The organism is Hymenobacter perfusus, from assembly GCF_003944765.1.
Taxonomy (GTDB): domain Bacteria; phylum Bacteroidota; class Bacteroidia; order Cytophagales; family Hymenobacteraceae; genus Hymenobacter; species Hymenobacter perfusus.
In genome coordinates this window covers 256,345-275,658 of record NZ_RWIU01000003.1, presented here as the reverse complement: position 1 = coordinate 275,658, position 19,314 = coordinate 256,345, and the positions used below count along the sequence as shown (strand labels likewise).

At 63.7% G+C, this 19,314-nt stretch carries 14 protein-coding genes; 3 read left to right on the top strand and 11 right to left on the bottom strand.

Features of this window, described 5'->3' with window-relative positions; translation table 11 throughout:
* Nucleotides 1–487: 487 nt before the first annotated feature.
* The 3 genes from EI293_RS11060 to EI293_RS11050 form a co-directional block, all read right to left on the bottom strand.
* Nucleotides 488–2,335, bottom strand: coding sequence for a 7TM diverse intracellular signaling domain-containing protein (locus EI293_RS11060; protein ID WP_125437562.1), 1,848 nt, complete (start codon nucleotides 2,333–2,335; stop codon nucleotides 488–490).
* A 111-nt stretch (nucleotides 2,336–2,446) separates the two neighbouring features.
* Nucleotides 2,447–4,099, bottom strand: a complete 1,653-nt coding sequence (locus tag EI293_RS11055; protein WP_125437560.1) for an ArnT family glycosyltransferase — start codon at nucleotides 4,097–4,099, stop codon at nucleotides 2,447–2,449.
* 57 nt (nucleotides 4,100–4,156) lie between these two features.
* Nucleotides 4,157–4,375 carry a hypothetical protein gene (locus EI293_RS11050; RefSeq protein ID WP_125437558.1) on the bottom strand — a complete coding sequence of 73 codons (219 nt, stop codon included), beginning with the start codon at nucleotides 4,373–4,375 and terminating at the stop codon, nucleotides 4,157–4,159.
* A gap of 80 nt (nucleotides 4,376–4,455) precedes the next feature.
* On the opposite strand from EI293_RS11050, the gene EI293_RS11045 reads away from it, so the two are divergent.
* The 3 genes from EI293_RS11045 to EI293_RS11035 all read left to right on the top strand — a co-directional run bounded on the left by EI293_RS11045 (nucleotide 4,456) and on the right by EI293_RS11035 (nucleotide 9,057).
* Nucleotides 4,456–5,055 (top strand): sce7726 family protein, encoded by a 600-nt coding sequence (locus tag EI293_RS11045; RefSeq protein WP_125437556.1) that lies wholly within the window; start codon nucleotides 4,456–4,458, stop codon nucleotides 5,053–5,055.
* Between the two features lie 149 nt (nucleotides 5,056–5,204).
* Nucleotides 5,205–6,713, top strand: a complete 1,509-nt coding sequence (locus EI293_RS11040; protein ID WP_125437554.1) for an SDR family oxidoreductase — start codon at nucleotides 5,205–5,207, stop codon at nucleotides 6,711–6,713.
* A 481-nt stretch (nucleotides 6,714–7,194) separates the two neighbouring features.
* Nucleotides 7,195–9,057: a prolipoprotein diacylglyceryl transferase family protein gene (locus EI293_RS11035; RefSeq protein ID WP_125437552.1), complete on the top strand. Its 1,863-nt coding sequence runs from the start codon at nucleotides 7,195–7,197 to the stop codon at nucleotides 9,055–9,057.
* A gap of 114 nt (nucleotides 9,058–9,171) precedes the next feature.
* On the opposite strand, the gene EI293_RS11030 is transcribed toward EI293_RS11035, so the two are convergent.
* From EI293_RS11030 to EI293_RS10995, 8 genes are all read right to left on the bottom strand, one after another.
* Nucleotides 9,172–10,713, bottom strand: a complete 1,542-nt coding sequence (locus tag EI293_RS11030) for an aldehyde dehydrogenase family protein (RefSeq protein WP_125437550.1) — start codon at nucleotides 10,711–10,713, stop codon at nucleotides 9,172–9,174.
* Nucleotides 10,714–10,836: 123 nt separating this feature from the next.
* Nucleotides 10,837–11,856, bottom strand: coding sequence for a class 1 fructose-bisphosphatase (gene fbp / locus EI293_RS11025; RefSeq protein WP_125437548.1), 1,020 nt, complete (start codon nucleotides 11,854–11,856; stop codon nucleotides 10,837–10,839).
* A 149-nt stretch (nucleotides 11,857–12,005) separates the two neighbouring features.
* Nucleotides 12,006–12,482 carry a nuclear transport factor 2 family protein gene (locus tag EI293_RS11020; protein WP_125437546.1) on the bottom strand — a complete coding sequence of 159 codons (477 nt, stop codon included), beginning with the start codon at nucleotides 12,480–12,482 and terminating at the stop codon, nucleotides 12,006–12,008.
* A gap of 21 nt (nucleotides 12,483–12,503) precedes the next feature.
* Entirely contained in the window at nucleotides 12,504–13,862 is a 1,359-nt protein-coding gene (locus tag EI293_RS11015; protein WP_125437544.1) for an MFS transporter, read from the bottom strand.
* Between the two features lie 80 nt (nucleotides 13,863–13,942).
* Nucleotides 13,943–14,611: a beta/alpha barrel domain-containing protein gene (locus tag EI293_RS11010; protein ID WP_125437542.1), complete on the bottom strand. Its 669-nt coding sequence runs from the start codon at nucleotides 14,609–14,611 to the stop codon at nucleotides 13,943–13,945.
* A 188-nt stretch (nucleotides 14,612–14,799) separates the two neighbouring features.
* Entirely contained in the window at nucleotides 14,800–15,810 is a 1,011-nt protein-coding gene (locus EI293_RS11005) for a sugar kinase (protein ID WP_125437540.1), read from the bottom strand.
* 154 nt (nucleotides 15,811–15,964) lie between these two features.
* Nucleotides 15,965–17,395, bottom strand: coding sequence for a glucuronate isomerase (gene uxaC / locus EI293_RS11000; protein ID WP_125437538.1), 1,431 nt, complete (start codon nucleotides 17,393–17,395; stop codon nucleotides 15,965–15,967).
* A 238-nt stretch (nucleotides 17,396–17,633) separates the two neighbouring features.
* Nucleotides 17,634–19,289, bottom strand: a complete 1,656-nt coding sequence (locus EI293_RS10995) for a UxaA family hydrolase (RefSeq protein ID WP_125437536.1) — start codon at nucleotides 19,287–19,289, stop codon at nucleotides 17,634–17,636.
* Nucleotides 19,290–19,314 lie beyond the last annotated feature (25 nt).

Sequence of the window (19,314 nt, the reverse complement as noted above, 5' to 3'; positions counted from 1 at the left end):
TATAAAAGGGGCGTAGACAAAGTGTAGACACCTTCTATAACTATCTGATTTTCAATCGAATTATCTTACCCCCTTTCTTCCCCGACTCCAACCCAACCCCCGGTCCGCACCGGGGCAGGCTAGTCGGGTACATTCCTCCAAAAATAAAAACGAATGTACCCGTAGCGCCGGGTGGGCCGGGGAAGCGGGTAACGCATGCGTACTACGGATAAGAAGAGTACGGCGGTAGAGCAGCCGGCGCCCTCGGCTCCCCGGTAGCCACCCCGCAGCCGAGGGCCGACCTCAGACTACGGGGTGCCAGTAGCGCCGACCGCACGGGGCAGCTGGCGGCGGCAACGGTCCTGGCAAGCCTGGCTCATTCCCACGGGGCAAAAGTCCATCGGGCCCGGGCAGCTTCCCTAATCGGGGGCATAGACAAAGTGTAGACAGCCACGGTCATACCCGGTTTTTCCGGCCGTTTCTCCTCGTTTCGGGCTGGGTGTGGGGGTTACTCCCCGGCGGGCAGCTCCGGCTCCGGGGCTTCCGGGGCCAAGGGCTCCTGGCCGTTGCCGGCGGCGGCTATCTTCTTATAGAGCCGGGTTTTGGCCCGCCGTACGCTGGCCGGGTCAATGTTCAGGAGGGCGGCAATTTCCTTGGTGGAAAGGTTGATGTGAAAGTAGCAGTACAGCCGCTGCTCGTGCTTGGTGAGGGCCGGATAGCGGGCCTGCAAGTCCTCGAAAAAGCGCGGGTGTACCTGCTCGAAGTGGAGCTTAAACCGGCCCCAGTCCTCATCCAGGTACAGGTTGGTCTGCAGAATGGATTTGATACCCGACAGCTCGTTTTGCGTGGCGGGGCTCTGGGCATTCAGCTCCCTGATCTGCTGCTTCAGCTCGGCCAGCAAGGCGTTTTTCTGCTGTACGTAGAGAGAGGTAGAGGCCAGCTCGCGCTGGTTGGCTTCCAGCTGCTCCTGCAGCTCCTGGTTGGTGGCCTGCTGCTGTTGGTGGTCGGCGTGGAGTTGGTGGGCGTGCTCGTCGCGGACCTGCTGCCGCCGCTGCATCTCCAGCAGGGCCGTCTGGATGTGGCTGTTCTTGAGCACAATTTCCCGGTTGCGCAGCTCCTTTTCCTGAATATCCAGGGCCAGAAACTGGGCTTCCCGCTCGGTGGTGAGCAAGGTGCGCTGCAACTGCTGCAGGCGGATGCTGAGGGCGGCGGCAAAGCACAGCGCGTGGGCCACCACCGCCAGATTGGGCAGCAGCCACAGGTTGCCGGCGGCGGCATCGGAGCCGAACACCACGTTGTAGCCCGCCACGAGCAGGATGGCCAGCAGCGGCAGTACGTTGGCCAGCAGGTAAATCCGGGCCGCGGGCAGCCGGCGGCGGGTTGCCACCAGGGTAATAGTCAGCAGCAGCCCCACCACCCCCAGCGCCAGCAGGTTGTGGAACGGCAGGGTGTAGTACTCCAGGTAAAAGCCGCTGCAATTAACCACCAGTACCACCACCGTAAACGCGCAGTAAATCCTCAGCGCGTAGCGCAGCGCCGCATCCAGGCGGGGCAGCCGCCGGGGCGTGCTGAAGTAGACGCGGGTCATCTGCCCGATGCCCACCAGCAGCACCACCACGCTCAGGTGCATGGCCACGTTGTTGAGAGTGTAGGCGTAGCTGAAGCCGTCGGGCCGCACCAATCGGCTAATAACCAGGATCGGAAACAACCCTTTGAAATAGCCCTGAAGCGCCGTGACATACAGCGCCGCCCCCACCTGCACCCACAGGTAGTACCAGGTGGCTTGGTCGCGCCAGCGGCCATACGCGTGCAGACTGGCCAGCCCCAGCAGCAGCAGCAGCACCAGCGAGGCGGCCCAGACCGTGGTGTGCAGCCGGTCGGTGGCCTGGGCGGCTTCGGCCGGTTCCAGCAGCACCCGCAACCCGATGGCCCGGGGCAGCGCGGCCCCCGCCGGCAGATCTACCCGCACGTAGCAGGTGGTAACGGCGGCTCCTGGCAACCGCAGCGGCTGCCACTTCACCCGGGTCACGCTCAGGGGCCGGGTCTGCCAGGCGCGGGCGTCCTCGTCGAAGTAGAAGAGCGTGTTGGCGAGGTTGGGCAGGACCGTGAGCCGGGTGGCGGCGGGGTAACGGCTGGGGTTGCGCAGCCGCAGCCGCAGCCAGAAGCGGCGGGCCTGCGCCGTCCGCAGCGAGTCGGCGGGCCGGAACGCCAGGGTGGTATCGGTGCGGATCTGGGACCAGGAGTAGTTGCGGTCGGGCAGCACGCCCACGGCTACCACCGCCGGCGCGGGCGCGGCACCCCGGGCCGGTAGCGCCAGCAGGGAAAGTAGAGCGGTGAGGGCGAAAAGCAGAGGCATAGGCGTGGTTGTTCGGGCCGCAGCAGGGCTTACGGGCGCGGGAGGGCAGCGGTAGTCAGGGCCCGCAAATATCCCATTTATCCGGCGGGTTTGCTGCCCGGACGCGGATGCTTACCAGCGCACCGTCCACTTGCCCAGCTGTTGGGCGTGGGTGAAGTAGCGCAGCATCCACTGGCGCTCGGGGCGCAGCTCGCCTTTGGTGAGCAACACCGGCCGCTGGAGCAGCAGCGCGCCCAGGGCCGGCTCCTGCTGCGGGTCCTGGAGGTTGAGCAACTGCCGCCGCCAGGCGTCGTTGGTCTGGAACTGGGTTTCACGCTGGAGGCTGGCGTTGCCATCGAACAAAGAAACCGGAATCTGCCCCAGCTCGAAGGCCAGGGAAGGCAGCAGCTCGTTGTACACCAGCAGCGGCCGGCCCGTGAGCTGCTGCTCCCGGATAAACCCGGCCAGCGGGCGGCTGCCGTTGAAGGTCAGCTCGTTCTGCTGCATGATGGGCTTGGCCGCCAGCAGCAGAAACGCCGTGAACAATGTGGTAGCTACCAGCAGGCGGGGCGCAATACGCACCTGATTCCAGAGGGTGAGGGTGAGCACCAGCGTCACCACGCCGGCCGCCGGCCACGCGGCCGTGAGCGGCTTCACCTCCAGGCCCAGTGGCAGCACCGTGCTCAGGATGGGCAGCAAACACAACGCCCCCAGCAGCAGCCCGAAAAACGCCACGATGCCCACGTACCAGCGCAGCAGCACGGCCTCGGTGCAGCGACCCAGGTAGTACACCGTCAGCAGTACCACGCCGGGGAAGATGGGCAGCACGTAGAGCAGCAGCTTGGATTTGGACAGGGAGAAGAACAGCAGCGGCACAATCACCCAGAAGATGAGCACGTTGCGCCACTCCCGGGGCACCGTGCTCCAGGGCGTACGCACGGCGCGCACCACCAGCGCCACCGCCCAGGGCAGACTGGTAGCCGGAGCCAGCACCAGGTAAAACCACCACGGCTTGCTGCGGTTGAAGGTGGCCGCGTTGGCAAACCGCTCCACGGTGTGCTCCACCAGAAAATACCGCACGAAAGCCGGATTCTCGGCCATCAGGTACAGGTACCAGCTCAGGCCCACCAGCACAAACAGCCCGAAGCCCACCGCATGGTGCAGTGTGAACGGCCGCTTGGCCTGGCCCTGGCGGAAGTAGTGCCCAATCACCACCATCAGCGGCAGAATGAAACCCACCGGGCCTTTGGTAAGAAAGGCCAGCCCCAACCCTATCCAAAACAGATACAGCCAACGCGTTCCGCCCTGGTGGTAGTAGCGCAGAATACCGTAGGCCGCCGCCAGCTCCAGCGTAGCCAGGTAGGCATCGGTGGTCACGTTGAGGGCCGAAATGAGCACCACGGGCAAGGTGCCGTAGATAACGGCCGCCGCCAGCGCCCGGGCCCTATCTTGGCGAAAGAGCAGCAGCCCCAGCCCGTACACCAGCACCACCTGTAACAGCACGGCCAGCACCGGCAGCAGGCGCACGCCCAGCGTATTCTCGCCGAACAGGCCCAGGCCGGCGGCCGTGAGCCAGTAGGTGAGCGGGGGCTTGTGAAAGTGGTAGATGCCCAGCAGCTGGGGGTGCAGCCAATCCTGGCCGGTGAGCATCTCCCGCCCGATTTCCGAGTAGCGGGCCTCGCTGCTTTCCAGCGGCCCCCAGCTGCCCAGCTGCGCGCCGAAGGCCGCGCCCAGCACCAGTACAAAAATCCAGAGCCAGCGGCGCGAAGTCATCGGGAAGGGCATGCGGCAGATATCAGCGGCGAAGAAAAAAACCGCCGCGAAGGTAGCCACAAAGGCCCGCTAGTCGCTCTCCGGTTTGCCTTCTGGTTTACCCTCGGGGCTGTCGGCGGGCGTTGGTTCCGGCGCGGGGTCCGGCACCCGCTTCAGGCCCAGAACCATAAACAGCAGCCCCAGAATGAGAAAAGTGGTGTGATGCTTACCAAACAGGCCAATGGCCAGCCACACGAAACCCGCGTAAAAAATAGGATTCAGCTGATAACGCCCGATTCTGTTGCTCATTCCCGAATATAAAGAAAACGGTGGCGTTGTCAGCTGGCTTCTATCGAACTTTACGGCCGTCGCCGCGACTTATTGCCCCCATGAACGACCCCGAAATCCGCGCCCTACTGTACCCGCTGCTGCTGGGTGGCGTGTACGTGGACGAGCTGCCCACCGGCACCACCCGCGCCGACGTGGTGCACATCACGGAGCAGTTCATGCACGGCTATGAGCTCAAGGGTGACCAGGACACGCTGCAACGAGTGGCCCGGCAGCTACCCTGCTACGCCGGCTGCTACGACTTTGTGACCTTCGTTATTACCGAAAAGCACCTGCCCAAACTGCTGCCCCAGCTGCCCGAATGGGTGGGCGTACTGGTGGCCTCCGAGGCCGGCATAACGCTGCACCGGCCGGCGCTCTACAATGCCACCGTGGAGCGGCCCGCCGTGGCGGGCCTGCTCCGGGTGGAGGAAATCAAACAGTACCTGCTGGCCCGGGGCCTGCCCAGCGTGAGCACCCTGCGCCGCCGCGACATTCTCAGCTTCCTGCGCACTACCCGCCTCGTGTCCCTCGCCGATCTGGCCCAGTTCGTGCGCCGCCAGCTCATGGGCCGCATGGAGGAACGCCTGCTGATGCGGGCCGAGCGCAAAGCCGAGCGGGAACGACTGGCCCGCATCCGCCGCAAGCGCCCGAAGCGGTAGGCGGGGCAGTAGCGCGAACTTTGTAGTTCGCGCCTCCGCGCCGTTCGGCCGATTTCGTTCCGGGGCGCGAACTACAAAGTTCGCGCTACTACTCAACTTCCCTTCCGCAAAGCAGTTACACAAGAAGAAATCCTTCTAACGCTGCTGCCATGAACATTCTGCTCACCGGGGCCACGGGCTACATTGGCCAGCGCCTGCTGCCGCTGCTGGTGGCGGCCGGCCACCACGTTACCTGCCTCGTGCGCGACGCCCGCCGCTTCGAGTTGCCGGCCGGGCTGCGCGACCAGATTGTGGTAGCTGAGGGCGACCTGCTCAAGCCCGATTCCCTGGCTGATCTGCCCCTGGACATTGACGCCGCTTACTACTTGGTGCATTCCATGAGCGGCCACGATAAGGACTTCTTCCGGCTGGAGCAGGAGTCGGCCCGGCACTTTGCGCATTACCTCAACCGCACCCGCTGCCGGCAGGTCATCTATCTTTCGGGCATTGCTAACGACCGGGCCCTGAGCGTGCATCTTCGCTCCCGCAAGGCCGTGGAGAAGATCCTGCGCAAAACCTCGAAGGCCCAGTTGACGGTACTCCGGGCCAGTATCATCATCGGGTCGGGCTCGGCTTCCTTTGAGATAATCCGGGATTTGGTAGAGAAGCTGCCCGTGATGGTGACGCCGCGCTGGCTGAACTCGCGCTGCCAGCCCATCGGTATTCGGGACGTGATGCACTACCTCACCACGGTGCTCGACAACCCGGCCTGCCTGGGCCAGTCGTTTGATATTGGCGGGCCCGACGTGCTGACCTACCGCGAAATGCTGCTGGAGCTGGCCGCCGCGCGGGGCCTCAAGCGCTACATTATCACGGTGCCGGTGCTCACGCCCCGGCTGTCGTCGTGGTGGCTGTATTTGGTTACCAGCACCACGTTTTCCCTGGCCCAAAGCTTGGTGGAAAGTCTGCGCAACGATACCGTGGCCGACCCGCGCCGCAGCATTTCGGGGGCCGTGCCGCATGCCTGCATGCCCTACCGCGCCGCCGTGGACCTGGCCTTCCAACGCATCGAGCAGAACGAGGTGGTCAGCAGTTGGAGCGACGCGCTAAGCAGCGGCGTGATGCCGCGCAACTACATGGACCACATCCAGATTCCGCAGCACGGCCTGCTCACCGACCGCCAGACGTTGCGCTTCACCCGTCCACCCCGGGAGGTGCTCCAGAACGTGTGGAGCATCGGGGGCGAGCGGGGCTGGTACAAGGTCGATTGGCTCTGGCGCATCCGGGGGCTGCTCGATAAGCTGGTGGGCGGCGTGGGTTTGCGCCGGGGCCGCCGCTCCCCCACCGACCTGCGCGCCGGCGACCCGCTCGACTTCTGGCGGGTGCTGGTGGCCGACCGCGCCGGCCGCCGCCTGCTACTCTACGCCGAAATGAAGCTCCCCGGCGAGGCCTGGCTGCAGTTCCGCATCCTGCCTCACGACGACGGCTCGCACACCCTGGAGCAGCTGGCCGCCTTCCGGCCCCACGGCCTGCTGGGTCGCCTGTACTGGTACTCGCTGGTGCCTTTCCACTTCATCATTTTCAAGGGCATGATTGAGAACATCGTGCAGTACGGCGAAGCCGTGCCCCTGCCCGCGCCCGGTCCCCGCGCTGCTTCGGAAGCTCTTGGGCCACAGTAACGCAACCGTTCGGTGCCGGTCCGACGGGCTGCGCCCGACGGACCGGTTGCCGCTAGCTGATACCCGAACGACGACGCAGCAACGGCCGCAGGTGACAACCGGCCCGGCAGACAAAGTCCATATACCAGACGACCTGCCGGATTGCCGCAGATGCTGCGCGGAGCAAAGACTATGCGGTTCCGTAAAATCCTTTTTATATCATCTTACACCATTCACTATCAGCCACATAAAATCACCTTCACTTACTCACAAAGTCTAAGAAAACGATAAAGTGGTTCGCGCAATGGCGTGGGGTACTTCTACCTTTTCAGCAGTTATTCATCCTCCTATTCCTCCGTGTCGGGTCACACCGCCCCCGCTTAGCTGACTGGTTATTATTGGCGCATCCGGGCCGCTTTCTGTCACCTTGTTTTGAGGAAGCAGAGGCGGCCTTTTTAGTGCCTTCCGGCCCGGCAGGAACTGGTTTTTACCTCTCGTGCGTATGGGTTACCCGTTACTTACCGTGCCACTTACATGGGCCATTCCGGCCGATGCCGGCTATGATTTCTACTCGATTTTCTACGTACTGGCCTTTGCCCTGAACCTGGGGCTGCTGGTGTGGGAAGGTCACCGCCGGGGCTATGCCATGCGGCCCTGGCTGGTACTACTGGCCTGCACTACGCTGGCGTTTATCCTGGGCACCAAGCTGCTGGCCCTCAGCGGCCCGGAATGGCGCAGCCTGCTCACCACCGGCCACTGGCCCGACTCGGGAGGCCGGACGGTGCTGGGCGGGGCGCTGGCGGGCACGCTCACGCTGCTGGCGCTGCGGCGGCCGTTCGGGTTCAGCTGGCACGTGTTCGATGCGTTTACGCTGCCCATGTGCGCGGCCCTGGTGGTGCAGTGCGTGGGCTGCGTGCTCACGGGCTGCTGCTTCGGCGAGGCCACGGCCGGGGGCTGGGGCCTCACCTACCCACCCGATACGCTGCCTTACTTGGTGCAGGCCCTGCGCGGCACTATTCCGGTTGGGGCGGCGCACTCGTTGCCGGTGCATCCTACGCAGCTGTACTCCTTGCTGCTGTGCGCGGGCGTGGCCCTGGTGCTGGTGCTCACGCGCCACAAGTCCTGGCCCGGTGGCAGCCGGCGGCTGCTGCACCTGGGGCTGCTGCTCACGGGCCGCCTGCTGATTGAGTTCTGGCGCGACCCGGCTGGCGAGCAGGTGGGTGCGACTACGCACATACACCTAGGCGTGGCCATGAAGCAGGTGCAGTGGGCGCTGTTGCTGGGGCCGGCCGTGCTGGGCCTGTGGGCTTGGCGGCTGCGACGGGCCCGTTACCACGCCCCGGCTCCCGAGCGTCTGCCCACCCAAAACCCGGTGCGCAATCTGCTGGCCGTGGCGGCGTTGCTGAGCCTCACGGCCTGGCTGGGCCAGCAGGCCCTTACCCTACCCGAAGTGCTGGTGGTCAAAGCCCTGCTGCTGGCCGTACTGGTGCTGGAAGGCGGTGCGCTGCTGCTGGGTGCTGCCGGCCAACTACAGCCCTTGCGGGTAGCCCTGCCGCTGGGTTTGGCTACCGTGGTATTCATACTGACGAGCCAAGTACCGGCCGATTCGGTGCGGCGGGGGCTCGAATCCTACAACACCCTGAGTGGCGGCGTTAGCATGGGCTCGTTTCAGCGCCAGCAGAATACTGGCGGGGGCTGCGGTGGTTCCTCGCCACTGGTGGAATACCGCCACCGCTACGCCACCGGCACGTTCGACTACGCCCACACCCGGCTCCCAGGCACCGATGTGGATGGTCGCATTCACAAGGCCGAGGCCACCTGGGGCGTTCGGCTGCATGCCGGCTCCGACCACCTGAAACCTACTTCCGACAGCTCCTTTTATCAAGTTTACAACCAGCCGGACAACTTACTCATAGCCATTAACCCCTACGTGCAGCTGGACCGCAAATGGCTGGGCGTGGGCGTGGGCCTGATGACTGGCAACCTGGGGTTTCACCGGATTTATTATGGCGACAAGCAAAGTGTTCTGGATGGCCAGGCGTCGTTGCGAGTAGGGCCCCGTCCCCAGCTGTTTGCCATTGCCGATTACAACTTCCTGGGCTACGGATCGGCTAACCCCCAACACCGGTTAGGACTGGGCACCGGCTTCGGCGGTACGCGCTGGCAGGTACTAGGCGGTGCGGCCCGGGCCAAGGACTACGACATTGCCGAGGGCCAGAGCCGGTGGTCGGGGTTTGTGGAAGCGCGGGGCACCATCACGCCGCAGTGGCAGGCCAGCAGCTTCCTCACGCTGGGCAACCCCAACCAGCGGCAGATCGGTCTCCGGTTCGGTTACCGGTTGCCCGGCAAATCTACCCGTCGCTGATAGGCACAGAGTGACCTGTCTGTAAACACGAAGTGAGACTTTCGTTCCGGCAGCGTGCCTCAAGAACGAAAGTCTCACTTTGTGTTTACCGCTTTAATGTGCGGAACGCTACGCCTAGATTTTCTCCGGCAGCAGCGTGGCTTCCTCGAAGTTGCCCAGAATCGGCTTTTCGCCTTCTGTCACGGCTTCTACCAGCAGCGCACCGCCCACGAACGCGCCTTTCCAGGATTCGCCGAGGCCGCCGAATACTTCCTCCCTGTCGCCGCGGCTGCGGAGCTTGTTGATGCCCATTTTGAAGGCGCGCACTTCCTTGGCGGTGCGGGCGGCCCACTTCTCATCGTCGGAAGCCAGGGCGCCTACCAGGGCACCGTTGCTGATGTTCATTTCGCCCACCAGTTCCTCCACGCGGTCCACCAGCACGATGCTGTCGATGGGGCCGAAGGGTTCCTTGAAGTACAGCTCGCTCTGGCGCGGCAGGTTCACGAGGGCGCGGGGGGCGCGGTAGGCGCTCATGTCCTGGCCGGGCAGGAACAGGCTGTCGTCGAGCTTGCCTTCGTAGATGGGCGTGGCGCCGGTTTTCAGCGCGTCGGCGTAGAGGCGGTCCAGGTCCTCGGCCTGGGCACGGTTGATGACGGGACCGAAAGCCAGATCGGGCAGCTTGTCATCGGCCGAATCGACCAGCGTGGGGTTGCCCACTTTCAAGCCCTTGATGGTGTTCCAGTAGGTTTCCACGAACTGCGGGAACAGGCGGCGCTCCACCACGAAGCGCACGTAGGCCGTGCAGCGCTGCTTGCCGTAGTCGTAGCCCTTCTTGAGCTGGTCGGAAAGGCCATCCCAGTCCGAGAAGTTCCAGATGCCGTAGGTGTTCACGCCTTCCATCTCCAGCATGTAGCGCTTGTGCTCCGAGCTGAGGGCATCGGCAATGTTGCGGCCGTTGTAGCGGCCACCCACGAAGCTGAGGCAGTCCACGGCGTCGTTTTTCACCAGCACGTCGCTTAGCTCCCCACCCGAGCCGCTCACCAGCGTGACAGGCAAGCCGCAGCGGCGGGCAATGGCGAAGGTCAGGCTCAGGGAAATAAAGCCGCCATCGGTCGGGGTTTTGGCAATGACAGCATTACCGCACAGCGCCTGCACCAGCACCGCGTGCAGCAGCACCGACATGGGGTAGTTCCAGGAGGCAATGTTGCTCACCAGGCCCAGCGGCTTGCGCGTGCCCAGCATGCTTTCGATGTTATCCACGTACCACTGCACGCCCTCAATGGCACGGTCGATGTCAGTGAAGCCCAGCTTGTAGGTTTTGCCGATTTCCCACATCAGCAGCTTGCCCACCAGGTCCACGTTGTCGCGCAGCTGGTTGAGGCAGTCCTGTACGCGGCGCTTCCGCTCGTCTAGGTCCACGCGGGCCCAGTCGGCGGCTTCTTTTTTGGCGGCCGTCACGGCGCGCAGGGCGGTGGCGTGGTCGAGCATGGGCAGCCAGCCGAGTTGGGTGCCGTCGATGGGCGAGATGAATTCGCGGGGCTTGCCCGGCTCCTGCCAGCGGCCTTCCATCAGGTTGAGGAACCCGTGGCCATCGGCGGCGAAGATTTCAGGGGTTACGCTTTTGGTTTGTTGCAGCAGGAAGTTAAACTCGACCTGCGGGGAAATCAGTTTTGCCATGAGGGGGAAAGTGTAGGGTTGCAGTGCGCGCCGGCGGCGGGAGGCCCCGGCCGGCGCGTTGTGCTTCAAGGTACACGGTTCGGACAAATTGCCTAAACCACAGGTATAAACCAGCGGGAGTTTCTACGGGTTTACCTCTGCCTCGGCCGCGCCGGCCAACAGCTTGTCTACCAGCTCGGGAGAGCCCACAAATAACGGACTGCGCTGGTGGAAGCTGGTAGGCGTCACGTCGAGCACCGGCCCGGTGCCGGTTTCGGCCCGGCCGCCGGCCTGCTCGATGAGGAAAGCCAGCGGGAAGCCCTCATAGAGCAGGCGCAGCTTGCCCTCGGGGTTCTTGCGGGTGGGCGGATACAGGTAAATGCCTCCCATGAGCAGGTTGCGGTGGTAATCGGCCACCAGGGAGCCCACGTACCGCCCGCTCTGGCCCTGGCGCTTGCACTCCATCAGGTACTGGCGCACATACTCGGGGTAGTCGAACCAGTAGCCCTCGTTGCAGCTGAACACGGTGCCAGTGGCCGGAATCAGCATATCGGGGTGCGAGAGGAAGAATTCGCCCAAAGAGTTTTCGTAGGTGAAGCCCGCCACCCCGTGGCCGGTGGTGTACACCAGCATGGTGCTGGAGCCGTACAGGATGTAGCCCGCCGCTACCTGGGTACGCCCGCCCTGCAAAAAGTCCTCGGGGCCGGCCTCCTGCCCCACCGCCGACACGCGCCGGTAGATGCTGAAAATGGTGCCGATGCTGATGTTCACATCAATGTTGCTGGAGCCGTCGAGCGGGTCGATGGCCACCACGTACTTGCCCTGGCAGTTGCCGGTGTGGATGATGTCGTCCTCCTCCTCGCTGAGCACGGCGCAGGCCTCGCCCCCGTTGGTCAGGGCCCGGATGAAGCGGATGTTGGCTTCCACATCAAGCCGCTGCTGGGCCTCGCCCTGCACGTTCTGCTGGCCCATGCTCCCAATGATGCTGGTGAGGCCGGCGCGGTTCACCTCCCGGTTCACAATTTTCCCGGCCAAAGCAATGTCGCGCAGCAGCTGGCTCAGCTCGCCGGTAGCAAACTGAAACTCGGCCTGCTTGCGCATGATATAGCGCTCCAGCGTGGTGCCAACGGGCTGGGCAATGGTGTTTTCGGTAGAAATATTCATGCAGAAAGGGAATGCAAAAAAGGCGGCTCCGGTCCGGCGGCTGCAAGCCGTCGGGCCGGTCGTCGTTCGGGCCATCGGCACGAGGCCGGGGCAACATCAGCTAGCGGCAACCGGCCCGACGGCTTGCAGCTGCCGGACCGGGCAATTCGTCAGCTTTTGGCGTCGGGCTGTTTCTGGCTTTGCCAGAGCACCACCTGCCAGCCTTTTTTCGGGTCTTTGATCTGCACCACCACGTACTTGAGGTGGGCCAGGTTGGGCGTACCGTCGGACTTGTTGGGCAGCGTGATGGTAATGGTGCCGTTGACCACGGCCGTGCGGCCGTCGTGGTAGGCGCGCACGTTCAGGGCTTCCACGTCAATCTTCTCGTACTGGCTTTTGCCGTCGCGGATGCTCTGGATGTACTCCTGCTTGTTGTTCTGCTTGCCGTTGGAGTGGGTGTACACCAGGTCGTCGGCAAACACCTTTTCCAGCACGGCGTAGTCCTTTTTCACCTGGGCCTCAAAGCGCTGGCGCTCCAGCAGCTCCACTTCTTTGGCGGCGGCCTGATCTTTTTTGGTGGCCTGGGCGAAGGCATGGAACGGCCCGGCCAGCCCCAGCAGGGCCAGCAACAGCAGTAGCTTTTTCATAGCTTGAGAAAGAAGGAAGGGTTAGGCCGCGGGGGCCGCGTCGAGGTCGATGCGCTTCATACGAGGGGCCAGGAAGTGCATCAGCACCCAGGCCAGCAGGTAGGCCCCGCCGCAAATCCAGAACATGATGAAATAGGCCTTATCGAGCTGCCCGATGCTTTCGTAGTACACGAACATGCGCTTCTGCACCAGTGCCGACAGCACAATGCCGCCGAAGCCGCCGGCCATGCCCCCGATGCCCGTCACCGAGGCCACGGCTTTCTTGGGGAACATATCCGACACGGTGGTGAAGATATTGGCGCTCCAGGCCTGGTGCGCCGCCGCCGCAATACCAATCACCAGCACCGCCAGCCACATATTCACCTGCCCCAGCTGCTGGGCAAACACAATCGGAAACACGCACAAAGCAATGAGCAGCATGCTGGTTTTGCGGGCCCGGAACGGCGCCCAGCCGCGCTTGATGAAGTTGAGCGGAATCCAGCCGCCACCCACGCTGCCCACGCTCGACAGCATGTACACCATGGCCACGGGCAAAGCAATATCGGTGCCCTTGAGGCCGTACTGCTTGCTCAGGAAATCGGGGAGCCAGAACAGGTAAAACCACCACACCGGGTCGGTCAGGAACTTGCCCAGCACGAAGGCCCAGGTCTGGCGGAACGTGAGCAGCTTAAACCACGATACCTTGGGCTCGGTGGTAATAGCAGCGGCAGCCTGATCGTCCACGTCGCTGTGGATGTAGTCGAACTCAGCCTTGGTCAGGCGGGCGTGGCGGGCGGGCACCTCGTAGAGCCAGAACCACAAGGCCAGCCACACGAAACCCAGCGCTCCGGTAATCACGAAGGCCCATTTCCAGCCGATGGTTTCGGCAATGAGCGGCACCGTGAGCGGGGCGATAATGGCCCCCACGTTAGAGCCCGAGTTGAAGATACCGGTAGCCAGGGCCCGCTCCTTCTGCGGAAACCACTCGGCCGTGGTTTTGATGGCGGCCGGGAAATTGCCGGCCTCTGTAACGCCCAGAAACGCCCGCGCCACCGAAAAACCGATGGTGCTGGTCACAAACGCGTGCCCAATGGCGGCCAGACTCCACAGAAAAGTTGACAGCGCGTAGCCGATTTTGGTCCCGAGCTTGTCGATAACCCGCCCCACGCCCAGCATACCCAGCGAGTAGGCCAGCTTAAAGGCAATTTCGATGTTGGCGTAGTCGCCCGCGTTCCACTTGAACTCGGTTTCGAGGTAGGGCTTGAGCAGGGAAATAACGGCCCGGTCGAGGTAATTGACGGTGGTGGCGAAAAACACCAGCCCGCAAATCGTCCAACGGTACCGGCTGAGGCCGGTAGTCGGCGCGGTGGCCGGGGGCGCGGCGGCGGAAGTCTGTATCATGGCGCTCATGGGAATTCGGGGGCTGATACTGGAAAGGAAAATTAGAACGGCCAGTTGTTGGGGCAACCGACCGGCGCTACTCAGGATGACGGCGGTGAGGTAGCAGTTTGGGCGAAGGCCAGCAGGTCGGCAATCTGCCGGCTCAGCGCCTCGGTATCATCGGGGTTTTTAAAGAGTTGGGAGCCCATGCCTACCACGTTCACGCCGGCCCCAAACCACTCGCGCAGGCTGGTTTCGGTGGGTTCCACGCCACCCGTTACCATCAGCGGCACGCTCGGCATCGGCCCGCGCAGACTCCGGATGAAGCCCGGCCCGAGCACGTTGCCGGGGAAGATTTTCACGATGGCCGCGCCTAAGCGAGTGGCCTGGAAAACTTCCGAAACCGTCATGGTGCCGGGCAGCCAGGGCGTACCGCTGCGGCGGCAAGCATCGGCCACGTCGGCCGTGAGGCAGGGCTGCACCACGAAGTCGGCCCCGGCCTGGATAAAGCGGTTGGCCTCCTCCGCCGTGTAAATGGTCCCGATGCCCAGCAGCATATCGGGGCAGTGGGCGTGCGCGTAGGCCACCAGCTGCTCAAATACGTCGAAGGCATTGCTGCCCCGGTTGGTGAACTCAAACACACGCAACCCGCCCGCGTAGCAGGCCGCCAAAATCCGCTGGGCAAATGCCGCGTCGGCATGGTAAAACACCGGCACCACCGGGTAGCGCAGCACGATTTCGAGGATATGTTCGGGGGAGAAGCGGGGCATGTGTTGTGTATTTCTGTTTGCTGATTTTGTCATGCTGAGTGAAGCGGAGCGCAGTCGAAGCATCTCTACCGCTTCGCTTGGTTCATTAGCCCAGGGTTTAAACCCTGGGCTATGGAGCGGTTCACGCCCAGTAACGAAGCGGTAGAGATGCTTCGACAAGCTCAGCATGACGTTCTTCGCCGCCACCCCTACCGCAGCAAGCGGCCGGTGGTATTGCCGGCCACGATGTGCTCGACTTCGGCGGCGGTTACCAGGTTGATGTCGCCGGGGATGGTGTGCTTGAGGGCGGAGGTAGCCACGGCAAACGTGAGGGCCTGCTGCACCGTGGGGTAAGTCAGTTGGCCGTAGATGAAGCCGGAAATGAAGGAGTCGCCCCCCCCGATGCGGTCCACCACGGGGTTGATGTCGAAGAACTCCGTTTCGTAGTAGTTGCCGCCGCTGAAGGCCAGGCCCTGGATGCGCTCATGCGAGGCGCTACGGGTGTCGCGGCGGGTGGCAATAACCTGCCGGATCTGCGGAAACCGCGCTATCAGCTGCTCGCTCATCGACACGAAGCTGTTGTCGGTATCGGGGGCGGCTTTGATGCCGAACAGGTCCTCAGCGTCGCCTTCGGTGCAGACCACCAGGTCGCAGCCGGCTACCAGCTCGGGCATTACCTCCTGGGCGCGCTGGCCGTACTGCCACAGGTTGCGGCGGTAGTTCACGTCGGCCGATACAGTGAGGCCGAGGCGGCGGGCGGCGGCAATAGCCTCACGGGTGGCCTGGGCCGCCGTAGCCGAAATGGCGGGCGTGATGCCCGTCCAGTGCAGCCACTGGGCGTTCCGGAACACCTCGTCCCAGTTAAACCACTCGGGCTGCAGGTTGGCGAAGGCCGAGTCGTACCGGTCGTACACGATGCGACTAGCTCGCAGCGACGCGCCTACTTCCAGGAAGTACAAACCCAGCCGCTGCCCCCGAAACACGCAGTGCTGCATGTCCACACCGTGGCCGCGGAAGTGCTGGGCGGCAGCCTGGCCCACAGCGTTATCGGGGAAGCAGCCGACGTGGGCGGCCGGCACGCCCAGGTAGGCCAGCCCGGCAGCCACGTTGGCGTCGCCGCCGCCGTAGGTGATATCCAGCGAGCTGGCCTGCGACAAGCGGTTCTGCAACGGCGGCGACAACCGCATCATGATTTCACCAAAGGTGACAACTTGCTTCATGTGTGGGGGATGCTGGGGATTTGGTGACGTTGCGCCGGTCCGGCGGCTGAAAGCCGTCGGGCCGGTCGTCGTGGGCTGACGTTGTTAAGTCCTCGTGCGGGTGGCTCAGGAGGTAACCGGCCCGACGGCTTGCAGCCGCCGGACCGGGACGTTGTTATACCGCGGCCGATTCGGCGGGCACTTTCTCGAAGCCGAAGTATGCTTTGGCGTTGTGGTAGCAGATGTTCTGCACGATGCTGCCGAGCAGCTCCAGGTCGTCGGGCAGCTCGCCGTTTTCCACGTCCTGACCCAGCAGGTTGCAGAGCACGCGGCGGAAATACTCATGGCGCGGGTACGAAAGGAAGCTGCGCGAGTCGGTGAGCATGCCCACGAAACGGCTTAGCAGGCCCATGTTACTCAGGGCGTTGAGCTGCTTTTCCATGCCGTCCTTCTGATCCAGGAACCACCAGCCCGAGCCGAACTGCACCTTGCCGGCCACCGAGCCGTCGTTGAAGTTACCCACCATCGTGGCCATCAGCTCGTTGTCGGCAGGGTTGAGGTTGTAGAGAATGGTTTTGGCCAGCTTATCCTGCCCGTCGAGGCGGTCAAGGAAGGTGGACAGCGCGCGGCCCTGCGAGAAGTCGCCGATGGAGTCCCAGCCGGTATCGGGGCCGAGTTGGCGCAGCATGCGGGCGTTGTTGTTGCGCAGCGCACCCAGATGGAACTGCTGGGTCCAGCCCTTTTCCCAGTCCATTTCAGCCAGCAAAATCAGCATTGCCGACTTGAACTGCACCACTTCAGCGGCGGTCAGCTCCTGCCCGCCCCGAATCTTGAGGAAGATGTCGTTGATTTCCGCGTCGGTGTAGTCGGCGGCGTAAAGCTGCTCCAGACCGTGGTCGGAAAGGCGGCAGCCCAGGGCCGCGAAGTAGTCGTGGCGCAGGCGCAGGGCCGTTTGCAGGTCGTGGTAGGTGTGGATATCCACGGCCGCCGACTGGCCCAGCTTATCCAGGTAGGCATTGTAAGTGGCGGAGTCTTCCACGGCCATGGCCTTATCGGGGCGGAACGTGGGCAGCACCTGAATTTCAAAGTCGCTGCTTTGCAGGGCGCGGTGGTGCTCCAGGGAGTCAGATGGGTCGTCGGTGGTGCAGAGGGCCTCCACGTTCATCTTGCGCAGCAGGTTGCGCACCGAGTACTCGGGGGTTTGCAGCAGGGCGTTGCACTGGTCGTAGATGCGGCGGGCCGAGGCCGGGCTCAGCAGCTCCGTGATGCCGAAGTAGCGCTGCAGCTCCAGGTGCGTCCAGTGGTAGAGCGGGTTGCGCACGGTCTGGGGCACGGTTTCGGCCCATTTCTCGAACTTCTCCCAGTCGGAGGCGTCGCCGGTGATGTAGCGCTCGGGCACGCCGTTGGTGCGCATGGCCCGCCACTTGTAATGGTCGCCGTAGAGCCACACCTGCGTGATGGTGTCAAACTGCCGATCCTCGGCAATCTGGTCGGGCAGCAGGTGGTTGTGGTAATCAATGATGGGCATCTGCTGGGCATACTCGTGGTAGAGCGTGCGGGCCGTAGCGGTCCGGAGCAGGAAATCCTCGTTGAGAAAGGGCTTCATAAGCGGCAAAAACTAGCGGGTGGTTCCTGGTGGGTGGGAAGGATGGGTCGGTTAAAGATACCGGGTTCCCTCCCCGATAAGTGCCGTTTTCGGCGTCGAAACGCATATTTATCTACGCAAACGTTCCCGGTAGCCGGGGGCGGTGGGTCATCAGTTGTCAGTTATTCGTTATCGGTTGTCAGGCCTCGGAATGACACGCCGGATACTGACAACTGACAACCAGTAACTGACAACTCCCTTACAGCGACACCCCGCGCTTCCAGGGGATGAAATCGGTTTGGTCGTGGCGGACGGCGGCTACTTCCTCGCCGCTGGCCACGCGCACCACGTAGTCGAGGATGCGGGCGCCAGCCTGTTCAATGGTTTCCTCCCCATCGATGACGGTGCCGGTGTTCAGGTCGATGATATCGGGCATGCGGCGGGCAAGGGCCGTGTTGCTGCTGATTTTGACCACCGGGGCAATGGGGTTGCCGGTAGGCGTGCCCAGACCGGTGGTAAACAGCACCACCGTGGCCCCCGAGCCCACCTCCGCCGTGGTCGATTCCACGTCGTTACCGGGGGTGCAGAGCAGATTCAGGCCGGGCTGCGTCACCAGCTCGGGATAATCGAGCACGGCCACTACCGGCGAGGAACCGCCCTTGCGGGCCGCCCCGGCCGATTTCATGGCGTCGGTAATCAGCCCGTCGCGGATGTTGCCCGGCGACGGGTTCATGTCGAAGCCCGAGCCCACGGCCACGGCCGAGTCGCCGTAGGCTTTCATCAGGGAGCTGAACCGCTCGGCCGTGGCCGTATCCACGCTACGGTCTACCAACTCCTGCTCCACCCCGCACAGCTCCGGGAATTCGGCCAGAATCACGGAGCCGCCCAGGGCCACCAGCAAATCGGAAACGTGGCCCACGGCGGGGTTGGCCGAGATGCCCGAGAAGCCATCGGAGCCGCCGCACTCCAGCCCGATGCAGAGCTTGCTGAGCGGGGCGGGCTGGCGGGTGGCCTGGTTGGCCAGCATGAGGCCGGCAAACGTCTGGCGCAAAGCCGTGCTGATGAGGGCTTCCTCAGTCCCGATTTTCTGCTGTTCCAGAATATACAGCGGCTTCTGCAGCCCACCCGGACTGCGTCGGTCAATTTCGGCCTGCAACATGCTCACCTGCGCGTTCTGGCAGCCCAGACTGAGTACGGTAGCGCCCGCCACGTTGGGATGAGTGATGTAGCCGGCCAGCAGCCCACACAGCGTCTGGGCATCCTGCCGAATGCCGCCGCAGCCGCCCTCGTGGGTCAGAAACCGCACACCGTCCACGTTCGGAAACAGGCGGGGCCGGGCTTGGCCGTCCTCGGCCGAGTGCAGGTCGGTGGCCAGGATTTCCTCCACGGTTTTGCCGGCCCGTAGCAACGAAATCAGCTCCTGGGTCTGGGGCTGGTAGCTTTTGCGGCGGGCGTAGCCCAGGTCGTTCACCAGGGCTTCTTCCAGCACCTGAATGTTGCGGTTCTCGCAGAACACCAGCGGAATTACCAGCCAGTAGTTGGCGGTACCCACGCGGCCATCGGGGCGGTGAAAGCCCTGAAAGGTGCGCTCCTGCCACTGGCTCACCTCGGGGGCGGGCCATTCCGGGCGGTGTTGGCGGTGCTCGTCGTAGCTGTCGGTGGCGTGGCGCATGTTGCTGGTGGTGAGCAGGCCGCCCACGCCAATGGCCTGCGCCGCTTTGCCCACCAGCACGCCGTACATGTGTACCGGGTCGCCGGGGGCTAGGAACTGTAAGGCCAGCTTGTGCTTGGCGGGTATCTTTTCGGTGGTGGTTACGGTGGTGCCGTCCCACGTCACGGGCGTGCCCACCGGCAGGTCCTGCAGGGCCACCAGCACGTTATCGTCGGGGTGAATTTTGGCTACCAGGTGTTTCATTTTCGGGGGTAAGTAAGAACGTCGT

Coding starts and splice junctions, on each gene's coding strand:
- fbp (WP_125437548.1), bottom strand. CDS start 11,856: ATGAATATTTCTACCGAAAACACCATTGCCCAGCCCGTTGGCACCACG.
- EI293_RS10995 (WP_125437536.1), bottom strand. CDS start 19,289: ATGAAACACCTGGTAGCCAAAATTCACCCCGACGATAACGTGCTGGTG.
- EI293_RS11020 (WP_125437546.1), bottom strand. CDS start 12,482: ATGAAAAAGCTACTGCTGTTGCTGGCCCTGCTGGGGCTGGCCGGGCCG.
- EI293_RS11035 (WP_125437552.1), top strand. CDS start 7,195: ATGGGTTACCCGTTACTTACCGTGCCACTTACATGGGCCATTCCGGCC.
- EI293_RS11040 (WP_125437554.1), top strand. CDS start 5,205: ATGAACATTCTGCTCACCGGGGCCACGGGCTACATTGGCCAGCGCCTG.
- EI293_RS11050 (WP_125437558.1), bottom strand. CDS start 4,375: ATGAGCAACAGAATCGGGCGTTATCAGCTGAATCCTATTTTTTACGCG.
- EI293_RS11010 (WP_125437542.1), bottom strand. CDS start 14,611: ATGCCCCGCTTCTCCCCCGAACATATCCTCGAAATCGTGCTGCGCTAC.
- EI293_RS11060 (WP_125437562.1), bottom strand. CDS start 2,335: ATGCCTCTGCTTTTCGCCCTCACCGCTCTACTTTCCCTGCTGGCGCTA.
- EI293_RS11015 (WP_125437544.1), bottom strand. CDS start 13,862: ATGATACAGACTTCCGCCGCCGCGCCCCCGGCCACCGCGCCGACTACC.
- EI293_RS11030 (WP_125437550.1), bottom strand. CDS start 10,713: ATGGCAAAACTGATTTCCCCGCAGGTCGAGTTTAACTTCCTGCTGCAA.
- EI293_RS11055 (WP_125437560.1), bottom strand. CDS start 4,099: ATGCCCTTCCCGATGACTTCGCGCCGCTGGCTCTGGATTTTTGTACTG.
- EI293_RS11005 (WP_125437540.1), bottom strand. CDS start 15,810: ATGAAGCAAGTTGTCACCTTTGGTGAAATCATGATGCGGTTGTCGCCG.
- uxaC (WP_125437538.1), bottom strand. CDS start 17,395: ATGAAGCCCTTTCTCAACGAGGATTTCCTGCTCCGGACCGCTACGGCC.
- EI293_RS11045 (WP_125437556.1), top strand. CDS start 4,456: ATGAACGACCCCGAAATCCGCGCCCTACTGTACCCGCTGCTGCTGGGT.